Genomic DNA, 22,876 nt, shown 5'->3' on the forward strand with positions numbered 1-22,876 from the left:
GGCGCGCAAGTTAGGAACATTGCACAGTGCGTAATGAACAATAAGGAATCAGCCGGGCGATACATGCGCCCAGCAGTTGATTTGTTACTTACTGCTTACTGCGGCTCTATTGCCCCACCAGGATAGGCCTAGGCCCAACACGGCAACTATAATGGCGGCTGCTAGAGCCATCCAAGCCAACACCTCAGTGTCGGGGGCCGAGCGGCGGGCTACGTAAATGCCTAACAAGCCCCAGGCCACAGTGGCGGGGTAGGCCAGCTCCGTAAAGCGGCGCGTAACGTTTAGGGCCAGCCCCGCCGTGATGCCCACCAGCACAATAGCTAGCTGCAGGGCTACCTCCTCGTCGGGATGCCATTTAGTGCCCAAGGCTAGAGTCACGTTCACGACGGTGGCCACTGAAATCCAGCCCAGGTACAGCCCAAATGGGATGCTACTATACCAGGGCGAGCTTGCGCGGCGCACCAGCTGGCGGGCCCGGCCATATACTACGGCCAGGCTGGCCAAAATGCCCAACATAACCAGCATGCTGGGTACTATCAGCTCGTACGCAAACACCACCAGCCATAGGCCGGTCAGCACATTGGCCCACACCAGCGGGCGGGCTACGGCGTCGGGTAGAGGGTTGCGGCGCTGGGCGGGCAGCAGTTGCCATACCGCGTACAGCAACAGGCTCAGGAAAATCAGGCCCCAAATGCTAAAGGCGTAGCCCGCAGGCGTGAGGGGTGTGGGGTACTTGTAAGAAACCTGCGCGTTGGTTTGCCCATTGAAAGGGAAGCGCTGCGAAACAAAGTTGATAGCAATGTTGCCAACAATAGCGGCGGCAACGGCCCAGCGCCAGGCCCTACCAGTGGTAGGAGCTGTAAGAGCAACAAAGGCAGGTTCAAGAGGAGCAGACATGAGCAAAGGAATCGGGATACGACTGCAAGTACGCACAGAAGCCACTACTCCGGCCATTGTTCAACCGAGGTAGTGGCTTCTGTGCTCTGCTTCATCTTATGTGGCTAGGCCACTACTGCAAAGTAGCAGATCGTCTTTTTGCTGCCTGCCTGCTAACAATAGCTCTAGGCAATGAGGCCATGACTGACGGCGTAGCGCATGAGCGCGGCGGTGTTTTTCACCTGGGTTTTCTCAATGATATTCTGGCGGTGGGTTTCAATGGTGCGCTTGCTGGTGAACAGCTTCTCGGCTATCTCGGCGTTGGTAAAGCCCTCGGCCAGCAGCTGCAGCACTTCTCTTTCGCGCTCGGTTAGGTCGCCGGGGCGGCGCTTAGTACCGGGAATAACCTCGGCGCCAGGCCGTTTTACCAGCCGCTGCAATAGGCTTAAGCCCATTTCGGTGCACATAAAAGGCCGCCCGGTAGCTACCATCCTGATGGCGTATACAAACTCCCGGCTTTCGGCGTTTTTCATTACGTACCCAGCCGCACCCGACTGCATCATGCGGTATACGTCGCTCTCATTGCCCAGCATCGACAGCACCAACACCCGCACCTCAGGAAACTGCTTCTGCAACAGCGGCATCGTGGCAAAGCCATCCAGTACGGGCATGGCCACATCCATCAGCACGACGTCGGTGGGTGTATCGGCCAGCAGTTCCAATAGGCTCTGTCCGTTATCAGTCTGCCCCACTACTTCAATATCGGGCTCGTGAGCAAGTAAAGCTTGGATGCCATTCCGCACGATAGGATGGTCATCCACCAGAAGTACGCGGATCATAGTTACAACACACTTAGTTCACCCTCTCTTGGCACTACCAAGCTCTACTCAAAAGAACGGAGGGGCACCAAGGTAGTACGTAACCGCGATTTTTTGGATGAGCTTGGCTCTCTGAGTTGTGGGCACTGAAACTACTCCTATCCATTCTCAGCCCACCTTTTCACAATAAAGTTTTGTACCCCGCTCATCAGCAACTTGAAAAGCAATCGGTTGGCGGCTACCTCTTCAGGCTTTCCTCCTATTCTCATTCGGCGTAATTTTATATATCATATCATAGTACAAACTAGCGTGGGCCTGACGCAATAGCACTGTACGCCCCGGCTACTTTACAAAACCAGCTTTGTCCTGAAGGGCCTCCATAGCTACCACTAGGTACACTAATGGCGCATTCCAGTTGATGGCTACCTCATTGGAAGCATACGAGCAGACTGCGTCGGCATAGGCCCGTTCAGCATCCTTGAATGGGTACTGGCACCCATCTTGCCGGCCGGGGTTGGGGCCGCCAACTAAAAAGCCCGGCAGGGGCTGCGCAATGCCATCGGCCTCGGAAAGGCGATGATGCGGGTGCTGGGGCGTTTTAGTACCATAGCCCGTCACGAAGGAATACCCCGTGGCATTACGCCCGAGCAGATAGTCGAGGTTGGTGAGGGCGCAGCGCAGGTACTGCTTGTCGCCGCTGAGGCGGTAGGCCTGGATGAGCGCAATACCTTGGTTGGCGGCCGTAGCATTGCTGCCCCAGATGAAGTTGGCGGTGCTCTTGGTCATGGCCGTTTGGTAGGGCTGCTGCTCGTAGCCCGCTTTCACCTCATCGGCCAACGCCAGTATATTTTTGCGCATCGTAGGCCACTGCTGAGCCATTGCTGGCAGCTGGCTCTGGAACCGGGCCAGCGTGTAGTACCCCAGCTCCTGCACCTGGTTCCAGGAAGGTAGCTTGGCTGCTTCCGTTAGCGCCGGCTGCAACGCTTGGTAATACTGGGGCTGGCGGGTGGTAACATACAGTTCGGCGGCAGCCCACAGCTGCTCATCGCGCACGTCCTGGTCGCCGTATTCGCCGGTGCTGATGTCGGGGTCCACCTGCTTATTGATTTCAGCCTGCCGATACAGCACCTGCGGGTTTGCCTGCGCCCACTGCCAGGCGCGCACGGAGGCCTGCAGGCAAGAGTCGGCGAGGCCGGGCAATTGGCGTGGGAACTGCTTCAGAATGCGGCTGGCCTGGGCCGTCACCGCCGCAAAGTCTAGTGCGGCGGCAGTGCTTTTCTGTACTACATAGCGCGGCTTGGTAGTTTGCACGGGCATCTCCATGCCATCGAAAGCCGCGTTGGTGAGCTTGTGATACACGCCTCCATCGTTGGGGTCCTGCATGGTCAGCATCCAGCGTAGGTTCCAGAGGGCCTCATCCAGCACATCGGGCAGGGCGTTGGCACTCTCCGGCACCTCTTCCCGAAACTTGCTGCAGTACTCCGGGAAGTCTTCGTAGAGCGAAAACAGCGTGCCCATGGTAATGCCCGAGTTAACGATGTACTTGTTGTAGTCGCCGGCATCGTACCAGCCCCGAGGTGCCGATAGTACCGTGCCAGCGGGCCGCTGGGTAGTAGCAGCGGAGGCATGCACCATCACCTGCGTATCGGGGTGGCCTAGGGGGCGGCTCCAGCGGCCAGCGTACTGAGCTGGCAGCGGCGTAGAAACGCGCTGGTAGTAGTAGCTCTTCAGAGCGGCGCGGGCCACACCTTCGTGCACCCGCGGCTGTATCTTGAACGCATAAGACACCCGCCCACCCGCGTCGCGCAGCACGTAGGTACCCGGCGTGGTAAAAGCCGAAAAGTCGGCCACTCTCACATTCTCGCCCGTTACCTGACTATGCTGCTCAGCGCTGGTTGTTCCTGTAAACAAGGGCCGCGCTGAGTTGGGGGCAGTAATTGAGAACTTCCCCGGCTTTGCGCCCACCAATGCTGCCACTTTAGGCGCTTTCGGATAAAACCCAACTTGGTTGAGCCGAATACTATCGGTGGCATTTTGAGCCAGGAGCGGCTGGCTGTATAGGCCTAGCGTGGCTGCGCCAAGTAACAGTGCGCGCAGGAATTGGTGAGTAAGCATATAAGTAGGTATAGATCGGCAAAAGATAAGGATAGCGAAATAAAAAAGTCGCCCTACCAAGAGGAGCGACTTTCTTATTCATCTGATGATTTGAGCTTTCCCGCCAGCTCCTCTGCCAACCTGCTAGGCCAGTCTGTGGAGGCTATTTCTTCTTCGCTGCTTTTTTACGAGCCGCAGGTGCTGGCGCGGGCTGCCGAACTGACGACTTGCGAACCACCAGCGTTGTGGGGAGTACCACACTGTGGTTATTAGCTATTGCCTGGTCGCTGGGCTGCTGCAATTGCTCCAGTAGAATATCAATCACGTTTTTGGCAATGCTCTCCACTGGCTGGGCAATCACGGTGATGGCCGGCGTGTAGAGCCGGAACAGGTCGTGGTCGTCGTAAGAAATTACGGCCAGGTCCTGAGGAATTTGCAGCTGCAGGCGGGAAATGGCCTCTAGCCCGTATATACTGAGGTAGTTAGTAGAGAATATAACGGCATCGCAGGTGCTGTTATCCTTAATGAAGCCGTGGATATCGGCAATGAGTTGCTCTGAATCTTTAGAGGCAGCTACCCGCTTTATCAATGGCGGTAACTGTCGTTCTTCCAGCGCCCTGACATACCCGTTCAGGCGCGCCTCCATTTGGGTTTGGGTTGAATCAGTGGTAACGAAGGCAATGTTCATGAAGCCTTGCTCTAGCAGGTGCAGGGTGGCCTCGTAGGTACCCTGGGCGCCGTCCACCACAATGTAGTTCGTGACGAGGTCGGGCAGGAAACGGTCGAAGAGCACCGTGGGCGTTTGCTCCCGCAAAATGGCGCTTACCTCCTCTTCAATTCCTTCAGAAGGCACAATGATAAAACCATCCACGTGCCGCTCCCGGAACATGCTGATCAGCTCCTTGCTTTTCGCGGGGTCGTTGTCGGTGCTGCAGTAAATAATGCGGTAGCCCCGCTCGAAGGCCTGCTTTTCAATCAGCCAAGCCACTGTGGCGAAGAATGGATTGGAAATATCTTCTACTACCAGCCCAATTACGTGTGTTTTGCCCGTGCGCAGGCTTTTGGCCAAGTGGTTGGGCTTGTACCCTACCTCCTGCACGTACTTAAGCACCCGCTCCGCCACGGCATCGCTAATTCGGCTCTGCTTGGCTTTCCCGTTCAACACCAGTGATACCGTTGCAATGGATACTTCCAAGTGATTGGCTATATCGTTGATCAACGTCCGTTTCTTCACTTTGCTCATGTTGGGGTATTCAAGGTACTTACCTCTCAAAGGTAGAATAACTCCTCACACCTTTCGTAGTGGCCTAGTCTTAGCGGAGCACTGGGCTTAACTCTGATCCACAGGATCTTTTTACTCTCTGATGCCCTGGTCGCGGGTATCCATCGGCATTTTATCCTATCTTTTCCAGCACTTTACCCTTACCAATAATTTTCTGGGATATAACGGGTTGATTCAACTAAGAACTTTCTCGCCTATGCTTCTACCTCCTGCTGCGCCTTTAAACAATAGCAGCCTTCAGCTCATAATCTCTTTCCTTGCTAAAACCTTTTACCAAGGATAAAAAAGAACTTACTACTTTAGAAGCAGTGGCTGGGGAGGTGTAGCCTGAGAGCAACACGCCTACTCGCCACTAGCCGACCTCCTAGCTCCTTTCCCTAGTGCCTCATCTCCCATCCATGCACTTACCTTTCTCCTTGCGGCGCATATTCGGCAGCGGACTTGTACTGCTCTTGTTTGCCACGCACACAATGGCGCAAACTGCCGCAAGCCGCGGCAAAACCACTACTCTGCTCAACACCGGCTGGCGCTTTAAGCAGGCTAGCAAGGAAAACTGGGCGCCCGCAACCGTGCCCGGCTGCGTGCACACCGATCTGCTGGCGACCAAACAAATTGATGACCCACTGTACCGCGACAACGAGCTGAAGCAGCAGTGGATTGGCAAAACCGATTGGGAGTACGAAACCACCTTTACCGTGCCCGCCGCCACGCTGCAGCGCAGCAACTTAGAGCTGGTATTTAAAGGCCTCGATACCTACGCTGACGTCACTCTCAATAACGTCGGCGTTCTGCACACCGATAATATGTTTCGGGAATGGCGCGCCAACGTGAAGCCCCAGCTAAAAGCCGGCGAGAACCGTCTGCACATCCGGTTTCGCTCCCCACTGAATGAGGTGGCTGGCCTACCCGCCAAGTACGGCTATAACCTGTACGCGGGTAACGATGAGCAAGCCATGGGCTTTGTGGGCGACAAAGGACCCGCCCTGAGCCCCTATACCCGCAAAGCTCCCTACCAGTACGGCTGGGACTGGGGTCCGCGCTTCGTAACGTCGGGCATTTGGCAGCCGGTGCAGCTGGAGGCCTGGGACGCGGCCAAGCTCACGGACCTTCACGTAATTCAGCGCCAGATCAGCCCGCAAGCGGCTCAGCTAGGCCTAGAGGTAGAGTATGAGGCCACCGCTTCGGCCGCCAAGCAGGAAGCCACGCTGGTTATTGAAACTATTGGCCCTGATGGTAAGGCTGTGGGGCAACGCTCAGAGCAGAAGGTTACACTGCAGCCTAACCGCCACACCCTCACGGCCGAGCTGCAGTTAAGCAACCCGCAGCTGTGGTACCCTGCTGGCTATGGCGCCCAGGCGCTGTACTCCTTCCGGGCGCAGCTGCTGCAGAACGGCCAGCCCCTGGATGAAGCTACCACCCGTACTGGCCTACGCACCCTGCAGCTGCGCCGCGAGCACGACCAGTACGGTAAATCCTTTGAGTTTATAGTAAACGGCATCCCCATTTTCGTCAAGGGGGTCAACTGGATTCCGGCCGAAATTTTTCCAACTCGCGTAACTCCTGCCCGGTACCACCAGCTGCTGCAAGCCGCCAAAGACTGTAACATGAATATGGTGCGAGTGTGGGGCGGCGGTATTTATGAAAACCAGTATTTCTATGACACCTGCGACGAGCTAGGCCTATTGGTGTGGCAAGACTTTATGTTTGCCTGCTCCTTCTACCCCGGCAACCAGGAGTTCGTGGACAATGTGCGCGCCGAAGCCACCTACCAGGTAAAGCGCCTGCGCGACCACCCGAGCATCTCGATTTGGGTGGGCAACAATGAAAATGAAATAGCCTGGCAGCAGTGGGGCATTCCGGAGAAAATGGGCGCACACAAGCTGGAAGTGTGGAGCAACTACCTCAAGCTTTACCGCGACCTGCTGCCCACAGTATTGCAGGAGCAGGACCCCAGCCGGCCCTATATGTCGTCGAGCCCCTCGGCGGAGTTTGAGGATATGGCCGGTTCCCAAACCAACGGCGACATGCACTATTGGGATGTGTGGGGCGGTACCGCCCCCCTCTCCGACTACGAAAAGCAGGTGCCGCGCTTCATGAGCGAGTACGGTTTTCAGTCGTTTCCGGAGCTGAAATCAGTGAAGGAATTCACCGTTGAGGCCGACCATGACATCACGTCTGCGGTGATGAAGGAGCACCAGCGCAGCGCGGCGGGCAACCCGCGCCTGAAGGAGTATTTGCTGCGCGACTACAAGGAGCCGAAGAACTTTGAGTCGTTTCTGTACGTGAGCCAGGTGCTGCAGGCCCAGGCCATCAAACTAGCGGCGGAGCACCTGCGCCGCAACCGCCCCCGTACCATGGGCTCCATGTACTGGCAGCTAGACGACTGCTGGGGCGTGGCCTCTTGGTCTTCCATCGACTACTACGGCCGCTGGAAAGCGCTGCAATATTACGCCAAACGCTTCTACTCCCCAGTGCTGGTGAGCCCCCATGAAGAGGGCGACAACGTGCGCTTCTACGTGGTGTCAGACAAAACCACTGCTACGCCGGGTCAGCTGCAAGTCCGCCTCCAGGATTTCAACGGCCGCACGCTATTCAGCCAAACCCAGAGCCTGCAAATCGAGCCTCTTACCAGCAAAGCGTACCTGGATATACCGCGGGCTAAGCTCCTGGGCAAGCAAGACCCCAAGCGGGTAGTGCTGAGCTGTGAGCTGCGGGTAGGTGGCGAGGTGGTGAGCACCAATACCCACTACTTTGCGCTGCCCAAAGACTTGCAGTTGCCTAACAGCAAGGTTGAGGCCGATTGGAAACAAACCAACGACAGCACCTTCCAGGTAACGCTCCAGAGCAAAACCCTGGCCCGCGCCGTGATGCTCACCCTAGCGCAGGCCGATGGCTTCTTTGCTGATAACTACTTCGACTTGTTGCCCGGCGAGAAGAAGACCCTCACCTTCCAGAGCAAGGCTCCTATTACGGTGGCAGAGCTGCGGCGCCAGCTGGTAGCGCGCTCGTTGGTTGATGCTTTTTAAGTATGAAACGCAGGATGTTGCCCTCAGCTTTTAACTACGAAGCCGTTGTGGCACACAGAAGCCCTAGGCAACTGCCCTCTGCAAAACAGGTACTTTACGCACCACAACGCTAGCTCCACGTGGTCCCTGGGGCTAAGCTGCGGGGCAGCAACTAGACTTTACTTCCTTTCCACTTCCCACCAACTCTATTCAATCTTCATGGCCTCGCCTTCTCCTACCACATTGCCCCCTATCTCCGCGGCCGGCACGGGCACGCAGCAGCGCTATACTTCGGCCCTGAGTGCCGTTACTACGCTGTTCTTTCTCTGGGGCTTTATTACCTGTCTGAACGACATTTTGATTCCCTACCTGAAGGCTATTTTTCAGCTTTCGTTTGCCCAGGCCAACCTGATTAACCTGTGCTTCTTTGGGGCGTACTTTCTGGTGAGCATTCCGGCGGGCAAGCTGGTGAGCCGGGTAGGCTACAAGCGCGGCATGCTGATTGGCTTCGGAGTAGCTGCCGTTGGTGCGTACCTATTTTACCCTGCGGCAACGCAGCGCGTTTATGGCCTGTTTCTAGGAGCCCTTTTCGTGCTGGCCTCTGGCATTACGGTTCTGCAAGTAGCCGCCAACCCCTACGTAGCTATCCTGGGCCCACCCGAGTCGGCTTCTTCGCGCCTCACGCTCACGCAGGCTTTCAACTCGTTGGGCACCACCTTAGCACCGCTACTGGGCAGCGCCCTGATTTTGAGCCGCCTGCCTAAACTAGATACGGCGGCTAGCGCAGCCTCTATTGATGTAACGGCGGTCCAGACGCCTTATCTTATTATTGGCTCAGCCTTGCTACTCATCAGCCTACTTCTGAGCCGGGTTAATCTGCCGCAAATTGTGCTTGCTACCGATGAAGTAGCCGCCGTTGATGCCAGCTCAACGCGGGCTTGGCACTACCGCCACTTGGTGCTGGGCGTACTGGGCATTTTTGCCTACGTAGGCGCTGAGGTAGCCATTGGCTCGCACATCGTTAACTACCTGGCCCTCCCCGACGTGCTAGGCCTAGACCCCGAAGCGGCGGGCAAACGCGTGACATTCTACTGGGGCGCGGCCATGGTAGGCCGCTTTATGGGTGCTTACCTACTCAACAAGATATCACCAGCCAAGCTACTCGCTTTCAACGCCGTGTGTGCAGTAGCTCTCATTCTTATCTCGATTAACACGTCGGGAGAAGTGGCCATGTATAGCCTGTTGGCTGTAGGCCTGATGAACTCTATTATGTGGCCCGTGATTTTCCCGCTGGCACTAGCTGGCTTGGGCCGCCACACCGAAGAAGGCTCGGGCCTGCTGTGTACTGCCGTGGTAGGCGGCGCAGTAGTGCCCATGCTTTTTGGCCTCATCGCCGACCATAGTGGCCTACGCCTGGCCCTGTTGCTGCCAGCATTGTGCTACCTGTATATCGTGTGGTATGGCCTGCGGGGCAGCCGTCGTACGGCAGTAGCTTAGCAGAAAAGAGGCCTATTTATGCCGGGTTACGGGAAATTAATTAGTCCATTTTGCGTCCAGTGTTGTTCTTTGGCACTGGCGCATTACGCCTTTCCCCTAACGCCCTGACTCATGTCGTCTTCCAGAAAGCAGCAAATCTCTCTTCGAGACTTAGCTAAACATCTGAATTTATCTACCTCCACTGTATCGCGGGCCCTAGCTGACCACCGCGACATCAGTGAGGCCACTAAAGACCGGGTGCGCCAAATGGCGCAAGAGCTTAATTACCGCCCGAATCAGCTGGCTGCCGCCTTACGCAAGGGCCACAGCAAAACGCTGGGCGTAATTGTGCCCCACATTAAAGGCTACTTCTTTCCGGCCGTTATGAATGGCATCGAGAAAGTAGCCACCCGGGAGGGTTTCAACGTGCTTCTGTGCCAGTCGAACGAAGACTCGGCCCGGGAAAAGCGCAACATTGAGGCCCTGCTGGCGGCGCAGGTAGAAGGTATTCTGGTGTCGGTATCGGCTACCACCCAAATGGATTTGAAACACTTTGAGCAGGTACGCCAGCAGGGAGTACCGCTCGTGTTTTTTGATCGAGTGCCGGACCTGCCCCAAAGTATGGCCGTTATTCTCGATGACTTTCAGGGAGCATACCAAGCCGTGCGCCACCTCATTGAGCAAGGCTGCACGCGCATTGCCCACTTGGCCGGCCCTCAGCACCTGAACACCAGCCGCAACCGCTTTCTCGGGTACAAAGCTGCCCTGGAAGCGCATGGGCTGCCTTATCAAGAGGAAGAGCAAGTATACTCTCTCCCAGCTCTCACGCATGAGGCTGGTCGCTTGGGCATGCAGCACCTGCTGGCCCTTGATCCGCCCCTTGATGGGGTATTTGCCGCCTATGCCATTCCCTCAGTAGGGGCTCTGGAAGTGCTGCGCGAAAAGGGCATCCGGGTGCCGCAGGATATTGCTTTTGCCTGCTTCAGCAATGAGCCTTTCACCACCATGACCCAGCCCCAGATGACGGTAGTAGACCAGCGAGCTGAGCAAATGGGCGAAACAGCCGTGCGCCTGTTTTTGCAACTACTCAAACGCGGCCCAGCTTACATGCCCCCGCACCTCATTCTAAAGCCAGAGCTCATTATCCGCGACTCGTCCCTGCATCTTTCCCACGAACCGCGTGAGCCGCGCTAACCACTAGTCATCCTACCCGAATGGCCTAGGCCACTCACCGGGTTTCTCTTACTCTTTCTCCCATTCCTTTCTTTCAACCGCTTATGAGTTCTGACCTGTCTAAGCAAGAGCTGTTTCAGCAAACTGAGCAACGCCTAAGCCAGCAAGGCTTCGGCATCACGAAACAAGACCAAACGCGCCCCTGGGGTGGCTTCTTTGTGCTGGATGAAGACCAGGCTCAAGAGTTTGCCAACACCTATTTCGATGGCCTATCGGTAGAGAACCTGCGCATTTCGGGTAAGTTGAGCCCGAAGATTCTGCTGGTAGCACCTCACCAGCGCCTCTCGTGGCAGTACCACCACCGCCGCGCCGAAATCTGGCGCGTGGTGAGTGGCACCGTAGGCGTTATCACCAGCCCCACCGATGAAGAAGGCGAGCTGAAAACCTACGGCCCGGGCGAGCAAATTGTGCTGCAACAAGGCGAGCGGCACCGCCTGATAGGCCTAGACGACTGGGGCACCATTGCCGAAATCTGGCAGCACACCGACGCCCAGCAACCCTCCGACGAGGAAGACATTGTGCGCGTGCAGGACGACTTCGGCCGCTAAACTATAAGCTACCAGGCTGATCCTGGGCAGGAGCCCGCAAGCTCATTTATAATACAAAAAGGTGGCCTACCAGCGTAGGCCACCTTTTTGTTTTGCATAGTGGCCTAGGCCACTTACAACTTCTCCGCCAGAAACCGAGCCGTGTGGTTGGTGTCCTTCAGCTTCACCATTTCTTCGGGGGTACCCTCGAACAGCAGGTGGCCACCGTTGATGCCACCTTCGGGGCCGAGGTCAATCACCCAGTCGGCACACTTGATGATGTCCATGTTGTGCTCGATGATGAGGACCGAGTTGCCTTGCTCCACCAACGCGTTCAGCGCCTTCATCAGCTTATTGATGTCGTGGAAATGTAGGCCAGTGCTGGGCTCATCGAAGATGAACAGGATCTTATCATTCTGCAGGGTGTTACCCTTAGTCAGGAACGAGGCCAGCTTCACGCGCTGGGCTTCCCCGCCCGAAAGTGTGTTAGCCGACTGGCCTAGGCGGATATAGCCGAGGCCCACATCGTCGAGGGGCTTGAGGCGCTCTACAATTTTGGGCTGATCCTTGAAGAACTGGATGCTGTCCTCAATGGTCATTTCCAGCACCTCGTTGATGCTCTTCTCCTGAAACTTCACGTCCAGAATATCCTGCTTGAACTTGCGGCCCTCGCAGGCTTCGCAGGTCAGGTAGATATCGGCCATGAACTGCATCTCAATCTTCACTTGGCCCTCACCCTGGCACACTTCGCAGCGACCGCCTTCAATATTGAAGCTGAAGTGCGACGGCTTAAAGCCGCGGGCCTTGGCCAGCTGCTGATCGGCAAACAGGCTCCGGATTGCGTCGTAGGCCTTTACGTAGGTGACTGGGTTAGAGCGGCTGCTCTTGCCGATGGGGTTCTGGTCCACGAACTCCACGTGGGTCACCTGCCCGTTTACGCCCGTGAGGCGGTCGAACTTGCCGGTGGCCTCGCCTGCCCCGCCGCCGAGCTGCTTGAGCAGGGCCGGCGCCAAAATGCGACGGATCAGCGTAGACTTGCCCGAGCCTGACACACCCGTTACTACCGTCATCACGTTCAGCGGGAACTTCACTGATACGTTTTTGAGGTTGTTCTCGCGGGCGCCGGTTAGCTCCAGCGCATTGCGCCAGGGGCGGCGGGTTGTAGGCACCACCACTTCCATCTTACCGCTCAGGTACTGGCCAGTGTACGACTTTATGTCCTTGAGAATATCCTCGTAGGTGCCCTGGAACTGCAGAATACCGCCACCGCTGCCCGCTTCGGGGCCAATGTCGATGATCTGGTCAGCTTCCTCCATAATCTTCTCCTCGTGCTCCACCACAATCACGGTGTTGCCGAGCTGCTGCAAGGAGCGCAGCACCCCAATCAGTTGTTCGGCATCCTTGGGATGTAATCCTATGCTGGGCTCATCAAGAATATACATGGAGCCCACTAGCGCCGAGCCCAGCGACGTAGCCAGCGAAATGCGCTGACTCTCGCCGCCCGACAGCGTGCTGCTCAACCGGTTCAGGGTGAGGTAGCCCAGGCCTACTCGGTTCAGATACTCCAGGCGGTTCGTTACTTCCGTTACCAGGCGCTCGGCTACTTTAGCTTCGTGCTCCGGCAAATCCAGGTTCTGGAAGAATTCCAGGGCCCGGCTCACGGGCAGCAACACCAGATCGGTAATGCTCTGACCTTGAATTTTGACATACTGGGCATCTTTACGCAGGCGCGTACCGCGGCAGTCGGGGCAGGTGGTGCGGCCCCGGTAGCGGCTTTGCAGCACGCGGTACTGAATTTTGTGGGTTTGAGTAGCTACCCACTTGAAGTAGGAATCGAGGCCTTCGAAGTATTTGTTCCCCTTCCAGAGCAGGTTGCGCTCGGCTTCGCTCAGCTCGTTGTAGGGCCGGTGAATGGGGAAATCGAAGCGGATGCCGTTTTTGAGCAAGGGCTTTAGCCACTCGCTTTGCTTATCAGTGCGCCAGGGAGCAATGGCCCCCTCGTACACCGTCATGGTCTTATCCGGAATAACCAGGTCCTCATCAATGCCCAGCACTGAGCCAAAACCTTCGCAGGTCTGGCAGGCACCGTAGGGGTTGTTGAAGGAGAAGAAGTTGACGCTGGGCTCCTCAAATACTTCGCCGTCCAGCTCAAACCGGTCGGAGAAGGTGCGGGTTTCGTCGTCGAGCTTTACTATGCAGGTACCGTGGCCCTCGAAGAAGGAGGTTTGCACAGAATCCGAGAGGCGGAACATCAGGTCCTCGTCGCCGGGCTGAATCACGGCGCGGTCAATCATGATGAACACGTCACCTTTTACCTCCGGTTGGCCTTCGGCAATCAGCTCTTCAATGAAAGCCGTTTCGCCGTTTATCACCATACGGCTGTAGCCTTTCTGCAGCAGCAGGTCCAGCTCTTTGCTCATGGGGCGGCCATCCTCACTGGGCAGCAGCGGGGAGAGCAACATCACACGGGTGCCTTCGGGCAGATGCATGAGGTAATCTACCACGTCGGCCACGTTATCCTTGCGCACCTGCTCGCCGCTGATGGGCGAGTACGTACGGCCCACGCGGGCGAAGAGCAGCTTGAGGTAGTCGTAAATCTCGGTGCTAGTGCCTACGGTGGAGCGGTTATTCTTGATGCTGACCTTCTGCTCGATGGCAATGGCCGGCGAAATGCCCCGGATGTAATCTACGTCGGGCTTATCCATGCGGCCCAGAAACTGGCGTGCGTAGCTGCTAAGACTCTCTACGTACATCCGCTGCCCTTCGGCATACAGCGTGTCAAAGGCCAGCGACGACTTGCCCGAGCCCGACAGGCCCGTAACCACAATAAACTTATTGCGCGGCAGCGCTACGCTCAGGTTTTTCAGGTTGTGCACCCGAGCGTTTTTTATCAGAATAAACTCGCGAGGGTCGAGCTGGTCAATGGGGTCGGCCGCGGGGGCGGCTACTTGCAGAACGGAGTTGTCGGCCATAGGTCGGTAAACAACGACGGCCGGGGGTTTGGTTTCAGGCCGCAGTAGTTTGAGTTGACGAAGGTACGGCGGGAGTAGCTGGCAACGTACAGCAAGCGTGAGTTATGGCAGGAAGCTATTAAGTACTACCCTGCAACAAGGGTAATTAATAATACCTACACTTCTATCTTGCGCTACGAAAACAATCTGTATTCGCTTAAGGAACTCTTAACATTTTAAACTTGGTAGATATTGAAATCCAAATTTACTTTTTAGGCATATTTAATTCCAATTCTTTCACCTCTATGTACAAGTTCGTCTCTTTCCCTACTTTGGGATTTATTAACTAACTAGACTAGCAAGGACAAAATACCTCTCTATTTTGTTGTTGGGCTTATGCTATTTGCTGCAGTTTGGCTAATTTTTGGAGAACTTCGAACAAAAGTAATTGTAGTTAAACTGGATTTCGACAGTATCATATCATCTATTTTTTGGCATTGGCACAGAAGAAGAATTTTCATTTGAATATCTTGATGGATTCGCTACTGCACTTCTTCCTTCGCAATGCGGCACTCACGAATACTTGTATATGATGAACGGCAACAAAAAAGTTATTAAGTTGTCAGGATTCTATCACGGAAATTATTCCGAGTTAAAATTAGAAATCAGCCGGAACAGCAAGTTTTTGGGCCATTAAAGATTTAGCTACTTAACCGAGCTTAAATAAATATTCATTTAAAACACTAGTACAACATCATGGATGGGTTCGCAGATAATTTTATGATTGCCTTTGTGTTGTTTATGTTATGCAATTTTATTTCTAGGCTGATAAATGAAAAGGCTAATAAAAAACTTGAACCAGAGCAAAAACTAATCTTATTAGAGCTGTTTTCTGGAGACAGAACTATCAGATTTGGCTTGTTAATAGCCATTATGGTTTTGTATTTCGCAATTCTTAGATTCACCAATCTAAATCCAGAAATAACATACACGGCATACATCGTAATATTGACCCTATTTGTCATTGTAACCGGCTTTCGATCTTACATAAAACTTAAAAACAATAGTTTTTCCGCATCTTATATAAGATCATATATCACCTCAACCACCATAAGCTTTGCAGGAATGATCATCTTCCTTTTAGCTATAATATAAAAGCGCATCGATCTATTGAGCGTTAGTAAAATGGGCTAGATGGTTTGTTGCAGCAGCTCATTGCCACCGGGAGCAACACAGACACCAATACCTTTGGCCAGCCAGATTGCGGGCTCACTACTTGGGCTAGTTGGTATACCGCCGGAGTTACGTTAGAAATTGAAGCTTCTACCGGAGTATAATTAACTCAGGAGCCTTGCCGATAAGAGACGATACTCCATTCACTAGCTTCCTCACCTCTAGCTTTTAACGAGTATGTGCTACCATGTCATAGATCACAGGCAGCAGCAAATTGCCGGCTAAGCTTGGTCTTAAGGCATAACCACTCTAACATATTTCTGTTTAATTAGATGTTTGTCTAAATATCTTACTAACATTACGCCATCACTTCACCATCCTTATTTTCAAGTATCTACCATTATGCTCTTGATTACCCGCCGCTTGTTCTGCAGTATCGCCGTAATTACGGCTACTACCCTTAGTGCCTCTGCCCAAGCTCCGACGCCACTTACTGGCAATTGGTCGGGGAATATTGCGGCCACTGACTTTATTTTTCACATTATGGAGCCAGCTAGCGGCCCCAAAACCGCTACCCTGGATATTCCGGCGCAGGGGGCACAAGGAATCCCGCTGCAGTTTGCTACCACCTCCGATAGCGTGTATTTGCGGCTGCCCCAGTTCAAGGCCCAGTTTGCCGGCCGCCGCGGCACCAATCCTCAGCAGCTCCCGGGCGAGTGGCAACAGAACGGCCAGCGCTTCCCAGTAACCCTGACACGGGCGGCCGAGGGCGCGGTAGCAGCGCCCCGCCGGCCCCAAACGCCCAAGGCCCCTTTCCCTTACTTATCTACTGATATCTCTTTTCCTAACGCCCAAGCCGGCATTAAGCTAGCAGGCACCTTCACCGTGCCACAGGGTAAAGGCCCGTTTCCGGCCGTAGTACTGCTGACCGGCTCGGGCCCCGAAGACCGCAACTCCACAGTTTATGGTCATCAGCCCTTTGCTGTGCTGGCCGATTACCTTACCCGCCGTGGCATTGCCGTGCTGCGCTTCGATGACCGGGGAGTAGGTAAATCGGAAGGCTCCTTGGTAACTGCCTCGGCGGCCGACTATGCCACTGATGCTGCCGCAGCCATGGTTTGGCTTCGCGCCCAGCCTAGCATTGATAAGAAGCATGTAGGCCTAGCTGGCCATAGCGAAGGTGGCACCGCTGCTATCATGGCCGCTACTCAGAAAGCCGGCCCCGACTTTCTGGTACTGCTAGCCGCACCAGGCCTCCCCGGCGACGAGATGATTGTGCAGCAGGTCTTGGCTATAAATCGACTGAAAACCCAGGATGCGGCCACCTTAGCGGCGCTTGAAAAACAACAGCGGCAGTTGTTAAACATCATTAGGCAAAACCCCGACAATGAGAAAGCTCATGCTCTTCTGCGCGATTTGCTGAACCCTACCCATTCTACGGATCCGCAAGTAGTGGCCGCCGTCAATAGGAACCTAGTACAGCTAACCTCACCAGAGTACCGCCATATTCTGGCCGACGAGCCCAGCAAGACCCTCCCGCTCGTGCACTGCCCTGTGCTAGCCTTGGGTGGTTCTAAGGATATACAAGTAGTCGGCACTCCCCACTTGGCAGCCATTGAGCAAGGCTTAAAGGCCGGTGGCAACCACGACGTAACCGTCCGAGAGTTGCCGGGTCTCAACCACTTATTTCAAACCGCTACCACGGGCAGCGTAGCTGAATACGCTACCATTGAAGAAACCTTCTCCCCCACCGCCTTACAAATCATCGGCGACTGGGTGACGCAGCACACGCGCAAGTAAATTTCGCGTAGGTCACCCATAACAGCAACGGCTGACGGCTAGCAGGCTTACCACCTGCCGGCCGTCAGCCGTTGCTGCTTTTCTAGGCCACTTACTTTATTAGGTAAGGCCCCACCACGCGCTTCCAAATGGCATAGCCCGCGGGTGTCATATGGAGGTTATCTTCTACGTATAGCTCTGGGCGGGGCTGACCGTTTTTGCCTAACATCGGCTTACCCACATCCACAAACCGCCAGTTCTTTGGATGTTTCTTGATGTACTGCCGAATTAACGTATTAGCCTGCTGCATTTGAGGATACAGCGCCCAGCGGGAGGGACTTGGCTTGATAGACAGATATACTGCCGGCGTAGTAGGCAGTTTAGCTCGCATCAGGCTGTCGAAGGTTAAGAATGACTGATACACCTGCTGCGGGGTAGCACCAGCCTCAATGTCGTTGTCGCCCTCATAGAGTACTACTTGCCGCGGGCGGTAAGCCACTACCAACTTATCGAAGAAATACAGCGCATCGGGGAAGCGGGAGCCACCAAAGCCACGGTTCAGCACCGGACGGCCGGCAAAGTCCTTACCCAACGTTTCCCATTTTCTGATAGAGGAGCTGCCGTAGAACAGAATAGGCCTAGCAGGCGGAGGCTGGAGACTGTCTTGGCGGGCAAACTCCCGTAACTCCCCCGTCCATTGGGTTGGGTTAATCGGCGGCGCTGTAGAGGTCTGGGCTTGACTCGTTAACCTAAGTAACGATAGGCCTACAAGCAGACCTGCATAGTGAGAGCGAAAAAATGCACCGAGCATAAGTAGACTACTAGAGTTCTAAGAGCCGCCGCTAGGCCACTCACTGCAAAAGTAAGGTCTACGAACACAGTCCGGCATCAGTTAAGTATATCCACTACAGTCGAGCTTTGCGGTCTGCTAGGCCAGGTTACCACTTGTGTATAGGAGTATATTAATATCCTTGCTATAAAACGTAAGCGGTGGAGCAGATGCCTAAGATAAATTTCCGGCTTTTTTGATATGTATAAGCACTTACTGCAGCTTGACCAAAACCTTCATTAGCAACTCTGCGTCAGGTTTGGTATTTTCCGTTCTTAGTGTGCCAATAGACGGTACAATGTCATCATTGGATTTGATTTTATGAAGAAAGCTCTACACGCGCTTGTCCTTCTTTTGCTCACTTTCTGGCTTCCCTTTGTAGCCATAGCCGGCGACACTCCTACCGCCGTTCTCAACGGTAAGTGGAAGGGCCCGCTTAAGGTCCCGGGTGGTACGCTTGATCTTATCATCACCCTAGTACCGCTTTCCAACGGCACCTACTACGCTGCTCTAGATGCGCCTCAGCAGCGCATCAGCCGGATGCCGGCGGAAGTGGAGCTCAAAGGCACTGATCTCACCATCCGGATTGAGCAGGCGGGTAGCCGCTTTGTGGGTAAAGTAAAGGATGGTGGAGCCCATCTAACGGGTACTTGGACGCAGCCGGGCCTTTCAGTGCCGCTGGTACTTACGCGAGTAGTGGCATCGGCGGCACCTCTCGCCACGGGCAGCAAAATGCGCCTTACCCCTCCTTACCGCGAGGAAGAAGTGATTTTCACGAATGCCGACGCCAAAATCCGGCTCTCGGGCACGCTCACGATTCCGGCCGGCCCGGGCCCCTTTCCAGCTGTAGCCCTGCTTTCTGATTCTGGCCCCCAAGACCGCGACGCGGAGCAGTACGACTACCGCATGTTTGGCATTCTGGCCGACCACCTCACCCGCCGCGGCATTGCTGTATTGCGCTTCGATGACCGGGGGGTGGGCAAATCGCAGGGCAATTACCTTACCGCTACTACCATTGATTTGATGGGTGATGCGCAAGCAGCCATGACGTTCCTGCGGGCTCGCAACCTGATCAATCCCGAGCAAATTGGCCTTATTGGTCATGGCGAGGGCGCTAACGTAGCGCTATTGGCGGCCGCTCAACCAGGACCTAGTAAGCCTGCTTTTGTGGTTTCGCTGGCCGGCTACGGACTTACTGGCCGCAATGTGCTAGTGCGCCAGCAGCTAGAAATCCTGCGGCTTATAGGCGCTAATCCTGCCCAGGTAAAGGCTGCCCTTGAGTTTCATGAGCGCGTAATTGACATCGTGCGCCAGACACCTAACGACAACCAGGCCCGCGGCAAAGTGGCCGCCAACCTGCGCCTCAACAACACCGACTTAGACCCGCAAATGGCGCGGGCTCGGGCTGCCCAGCTCACCTCGCCTTGGTCGCGTTACTTCCTCGACTTTGATCCAAGCCAGAAGCTACCTGATGTGACCTGCCCAGTACTAACCCTCAACGGTACCGCCGACTTGCAGGTAGACCCAGAACACAACCTTCCTATTCTAAAGAAAGGCCTCAGGAATGCCAAGGTGAAGTCGGATAGAATATCAGGCGTGAACCACTGGTTCCAGCCCGAAACCAAAGACTGGCCGCTGGTCAACGGGGTACAGCAGCCTACCTTCTCGCCTAAAACTCTAGATATAGTGCGCGAGTGGATATTCGACAACACCACCCGCCCGGCTCCTAGGCCTATCACAAATAGCGTCGACACAACGCCTAAACCCAAGAAAGAGAAAGTCAGCAAGAAGGTAGACAAAGCAGCTCAGGCCAGCCGCTAAGCTGCTTCTATTCTTCAAACAAACAGGGGCTCCCGCTTAGCGGGAGCCCCTGTTTGTTTTCCGTCTAACTAGCTAATTACATGCGTATGGCCAGTGGCCTAGAAGAATCATTGTAGCTATTCATACCGCTCATGTCCGTTCCAATCTTTCTCGATTTACTAGACCTTTCGCTTTTAGCTTGATTATTTCAAAAGATTTTGTTAACAACTACCTACTTATCCACACAGTTATCCACATTAAGCAGGTAAATACTTCTCTCTGTCGGAGCACTATGTAAGCTGCCTAGGCCTTAGCTGGCTGCGGAGTCATATCAAGCTTGCGCAGCTTATCCGCTTTGAATGCAGTAGCGGCCACCACTATCATGGTCATGATGCCCCCGAAGATGACGGAAGGTACTACCCCCATCAGCTTCGCCGCTGCTCCTGACTCAAAGGAGCCAATTTCGTTGGATGAGCCAATGAAAATGTTGTTTACCGCGGATACGCGGCCCTTCATATGCTCTGGGGTAAAGGTGTGCAGCAGCGTGGAGCGCACAATTACTGAAACAGAATCAAACACCCCCGTTAAGAAGAGTAAGAACAAGGACAGCCAGAAATTAGTGGACAAGGCAAAGCAAATGGTAGCTAATCCGAAGCCTCCTACAGCCCACAACAGCTTGCGGCCCGCGTGCCGACGGAGCGGGAAATACGTCAGGAAGGCCGCCATCAGCACCGACCCCACGGCGGGGGCTGCTTCTAAGTGGCCTAGGCCTGCCGCCCCTACCTTCAGAATGTCCACGGCGAAGACCGGCAGTAGCGCCACAGCTCCCCCAAACAACACAGCAAACAGGTCTAGCGACAGCGCCGCGAGTACTAGCTGGTTGCTCCAAATGAAGCGTAGGCCACTCAGCACGCTGTCTTGCAGGCCTAGCCGTTCGCCTACTAACTCCGGTAGTGGCCTAGAAGCAATAGCAATAAACTGCGCCAGCGCTACTACCAGCAATCCGGTAGCTACTAAGTACGAGTTGCCTACCCCGAGATGCGCAATAAGGTAGCCGCCCGCCGCCGGGCCTAGTACGGCAGCCGCTTGGTAGGTGGTGCTATTCCAGGTAATGGCGTTAGCTAGCTTATCCCGACTGGGCAGCAGTTGGGGCATAAAGGAAAAGAGCGCCGGGCCGAGAAAACCACGGGCTATACCGCTCACGAAAATCACGCTATAAAGCGGCAGCGTGAACAATGCGCCCTTGGTCAGCAATGGTAAACCTACTGGCGAGGCAAAGAAAGACAGTGCTGCCGCACACAGCACCAACGCCGCTACCGTCACCACAATAATATTTTTCCGGCGTACTGAGTCGGCTACGTGGCCAGCATAGAGCGATACGGCAATGCTGGGAATGGCTTCAGTAAGGCCGATGAGGCCCAGGGCTAAGGGGTCGTTGGTGAGTTTGAATATCTGCCAGCTCACCACCAGCCCCTGAATGCGGGTGGCTACCGTGAGAAGGATACGGGCAGAAATAAGACGGCGAAAATCAGGAATCCGCAGCGCGGCGTATGGGTCGTGGCGAGTAGCCGAATCAGGAGCAGACATAGCAAGAAGCCGAGGTAAAGCGACTGGGCACAAAGGTAGCCCCAAACCCGGGGCCGGAAGCTGGACGTTGGGAATTTCACCGGCCCTGCCTCTAGGCCACCCTCGGGTCAGTGGTAGGCCATTCAGACGTTGGGGCCGTATACACGGGGGTGTTTCCCGCCTCCCTGATGCGCCATGCCCCTGCCCATGTCTGACTCTACTTCGTTATCTCCGCCTGATTCCGTTGAGCTGCACTACCGCAACGACCTCCAAATTCTGACTGCCCGCTGGCTACGCCCTATTCCGGCACCCGAACTTGTGCAGAGTTACGAAGCAGCTTTATCCAAGGCCAAGCAGCACCGCGCCCGTTACTGGCTGCTAGACGTACGAGGCCGGGGCCCAGCCTCTGAAGACGATACTGAGTGGGTACTGACGGAGTTCTTTCCGCGCCTTCACGAGCAACTGGGTGGCCGGGTCTACGTGTGCTTCTTGTTAGCAGCCTCTCAACTTAGCGCCGCAGAGCAGGAAGAAGGTGCTCCGCTCGTCGCGAACGAGCAGTACCACGTACGCCTGTTCACGGCAGAGGCGCCTGCCCTGGCTTGGCTAAGCAGGCGTCAGGACTATGAAAGCGCTTAGGCTAGGCCTGCGTTTGCCAGTTATTTCCTACTTACCTCTCTCCTTCCCATGTCTGCTTCGTCTGTATTGCCTCGTCTGCTCTTCTGTGGCAGCCTATTGCTAGCCGCTGCTACCTCTAATCGTGCTGCTGCTCAGTCTATCAACTCCACTGTTCCAACTGTCGATCTGAAAGATGGGGCTTATCGCCGCAATGGCTTGGTGATGCGCCTGCAGGCCGGACAGGCCAGCCGTCTTTCTGCCCCTATGCAGTTCGATAATGGACTAACGCTCCGTCCCGATGGCATCATGGTGAGTAAGAACGGCACCCGCCAGCTTCTGGAAGAAGGCAAGGCGCTCAACATGCAGGGCCAGATCGTAAATCTGCGCGACGATATGAAGACCGCCGCTGACATTGAACGCCACGACCAGCAAGTAACCGGCGCCAAACCGACGGTAGTTTCTATGCCTGCGCCAAGCCAAACAGTGGCCCCGGAAGTGCTGGCTGCACTAAGCCGCACCGAGGCGCGGCTTGCCACGCTCCAACAATTAACTGTGCTATTGAATGAGCGTACTTCCAGCACGGGCAGCACCGCTTCGCAGACTCAAGCTCTGGACACCCGCATTCGAGAGCTTAACGCCAAACTTCGGCCCTAGGCCTCTTCTCCGTTCTGAACTAATGAAGCCCGTTTTGGCGGGCTTTTTGCTTTTTTAAATTTTTTCTACTTGATTATCAGATAAGATTTAGTGCTTTTGAAACATTAAATACTGTATTTAAAATATTTAATCCTTTGGTTTTCAATTACTAAAAATATTTTTTCAAGAAGCTGGTTACCCATTGTGTTTCGCCTGCCA

Annotated in this window: 15 protein-coding genes; 8 read left to right on the top strand and 7 right to left on the bottom strand. The window is 54.9% G+C overall.

What is annotated here, in order from left to right:
- Nucleotides 1-84 precede the first annotated feature (84 nt).
- The 4 genes from EU557_RS19280 to EU557_RS19295 all read right to left on the bottom strand — a co-directional run bounded on the left by EU557_RS19280 (nt 85) and on the right by EU557_RS19295 (nt 5,031).
- Nucleotides 85-897 carry a tryptophan-rich sensory protein gene (locus EU557_RS19280; RefSeq protein ID WP_135532121.1) on the bottom strand — a complete coding sequence of 271 codons (813 nt, stop codon included), beginning with the start codon at nt 895-897 and terminating at the stop codon, nt 85-87.
- A 164-nt stretch (nt 898-1,061) separates the two neighbouring features.
- On the bottom strand, nt 1,062-1,715 hold the full coding sequence (locus EU557_RS19285) for a response regulator (RefSeq protein WP_135532122.1): 654 nt from the start codon (nt 1,713-1,715) through the stop codon (nt 1,062-1,064).
- A gap of 321 nt (nt 1,716-2,036) precedes the next feature.
- Nucleotides 2,037-3,809 carry a glycoside hydrolase family 9 protein gene (locus EU557_RS19290; protein ID WP_135532123.1) on the bottom strand — a complete coding sequence of 591 codons (1,773 nt, stop codon included), beginning with the start codon at nt 3,807-3,809 and terminating at the stop codon, nt 2,037-2,039.
- Between the two features lie 142 nt (nt 3,810-3,951).
- On the bottom strand, nt 3,952-5,031 hold the full coding sequence (locus EU557_RS19295; protein WP_135532124.1) for a LacI family DNA-binding transcriptional regulator: 1,080 nt from the start codon (nt 5,029-5,031) through the stop codon (nt 3,952-3,954).
- A gap of 437 nt (nt 5,032-5,468) precedes the next feature.
- Here EU557_RS19295 and EU557_RS19300 point away from each other — a divergent pair, with 437 nt between their 5' ends.
- From EU557_RS19300 to EU557_RS19315, 4 genes are all read left to right on the top strand, one after another.
- Nucleotides 5,469-8,096: a beta-mannosidase gene (locus EU557_RS19300; protein WP_135532125.1), complete on the top strand. Its 2,628-nt coding sequence runs from the start codon at nt 5,469-5,471 to the stop codon at nt 8,094-8,096.
- 198 nt (nt 8,097-8,294) lie between these two features.
- Complete coding sequence (locus EU557_RS19305; RefSeq protein WP_135532126.1) at nt 8,295-9,572, top strand: sugar MFS transporter; 1,278 nt, start codon at nt 8,295-8,297, stop codon at nt 9,570-9,572.
- 111 nt (nt 9,573-9,683) lie between these two features.
- Entirely contained in the window at nt 9,684-10,745 is a 1,062-nt protein-coding gene (locus tag EU557_RS19310; RefSeq protein ID WP_135532127.1) for a LacI family DNA-binding transcriptional regulator, read from the top strand.
- 83 nt (nt 10,746-10,828) lie between these two features.
- A complete protein-coding gene (locus EU557_RS19315; protein WP_135532128.1) occupies nt 10,829-11,332 on the top strand; it encodes a cupin domain-containing protein in 504 nt (167 codons plus the stop codon).
- Nucleotides 11,333-11,445: 113 nt separating this feature from the next.
- Here EU557_RS19315 and uvrA read toward each other — a convergent pair whose 3' ends face one another.
- Complete coding sequence (uvrA, locus tag EU557_RS19320) at nt 11,446-14,283, bottom strand: excinuclease ABC subunit UvrA (RefSeq protein ID WP_135532129.1); 2,838 nt, start codon at nt 14,281-14,283, stop codon at nt 11,446-11,448.
- Between the two features lie 1,554 nt (nt 14,284-15,837).
- Here uvrA and EU557_RS19325 point away from each other — a divergent pair.
- Nucleotides 15,838-17,235, top strand: coding sequence for an alpha/beta hydrolase family protein (locus EU557_RS19325; RefSeq protein ID WP_135532130.1), 1,398 nt, complete (start codon nt 15,838-15,840; stop codon nt 17,233-17,235).
- 91 nt (nt 17,236-17,326) lie between these two features.
- On the opposite strand, the gene EU557_RS19330 is transcribed toward EU557_RS19325, so the two are convergent.
- Complete coding sequence (locus tag EU557_RS19330) at nt 17,327-18,025, bottom strand: SGNH/GDSL hydrolase family protein (protein WP_135532131.1); 699 nt, start codon at nt 18,023-18,025, stop codon at nt 17,327-17,329.
- A 339-nt stretch (nt 18,026-18,364) separates the two neighbouring features.
- On the opposite strand from EU557_RS19330, the gene EU557_RS19335 reads away from it, so the two are divergent.
- Nucleotides 18,365-19,864 (top strand): alpha/beta hydrolase family protein, encoded by a 1,500-nt coding sequence (locus EU557_RS19335; protein WP_135532132.1) that lies wholly within the window; start codon nt 18,365-18,367, stop codon nt 19,862-19,864.
- A 282-nt stretch (nt 19,865-20,146) separates the two neighbouring features.
- Here EU557_RS19335 and EU557_RS19340 read toward each other — a convergent pair whose 3' ends face one another.
- Nucleotides 20,147-21,430, bottom strand: coding sequence for an MFS transporter (locus EU557_RS19340; RefSeq protein ID WP_135532133.1), 1,284 nt, complete (start codon nt 21,428-21,430; stop codon nt 20,147-20,149).
- Nucleotides 21,431-21,616: 186 nt separating this feature from the next.
- Here EU557_RS19340 and EU557_RS19345 point away from each other — a divergent pair, with 186 nt between their 5' ends.
- Together EU557_RS19345 and EU557_RS19350 are read left to right on the top strand one after the other, a co-directional pair.
- On the top strand, nt 21,617-22,045 hold the full coding sequence (locus EU557_RS19345) for a hypothetical protein (protein ID WP_135532134.1): 429 nt from the start codon (nt 21,617-21,619) through the stop codon (nt 22,043-22,045).
- A gap of 48 nt (nt 22,046-22,093) precedes the next feature.
- Nucleotides 22,094-22,678 (top strand): DUF6799 domain-containing protein, encoded by a 585-nt coding sequence (locus EU557_RS19350; RefSeq protein ID WP_135532135.1) that lies wholly within the window; start codon nt 22,094-22,096, stop codon nt 22,676-22,678.
- Nucleotides 22,679-22,876: the final 198 nt, after the last annotated feature.

It is taken from the genome of Hymenobacter wooponensis (genome assembly GCF_004745865.1).
GTDB classification, from domain to species: Bacteria; Bacteroidota; Bacteroidia; order Cytophagales; family Hymenobacteraceae; genus Hymenobacter; species Hymenobacter wooponensis.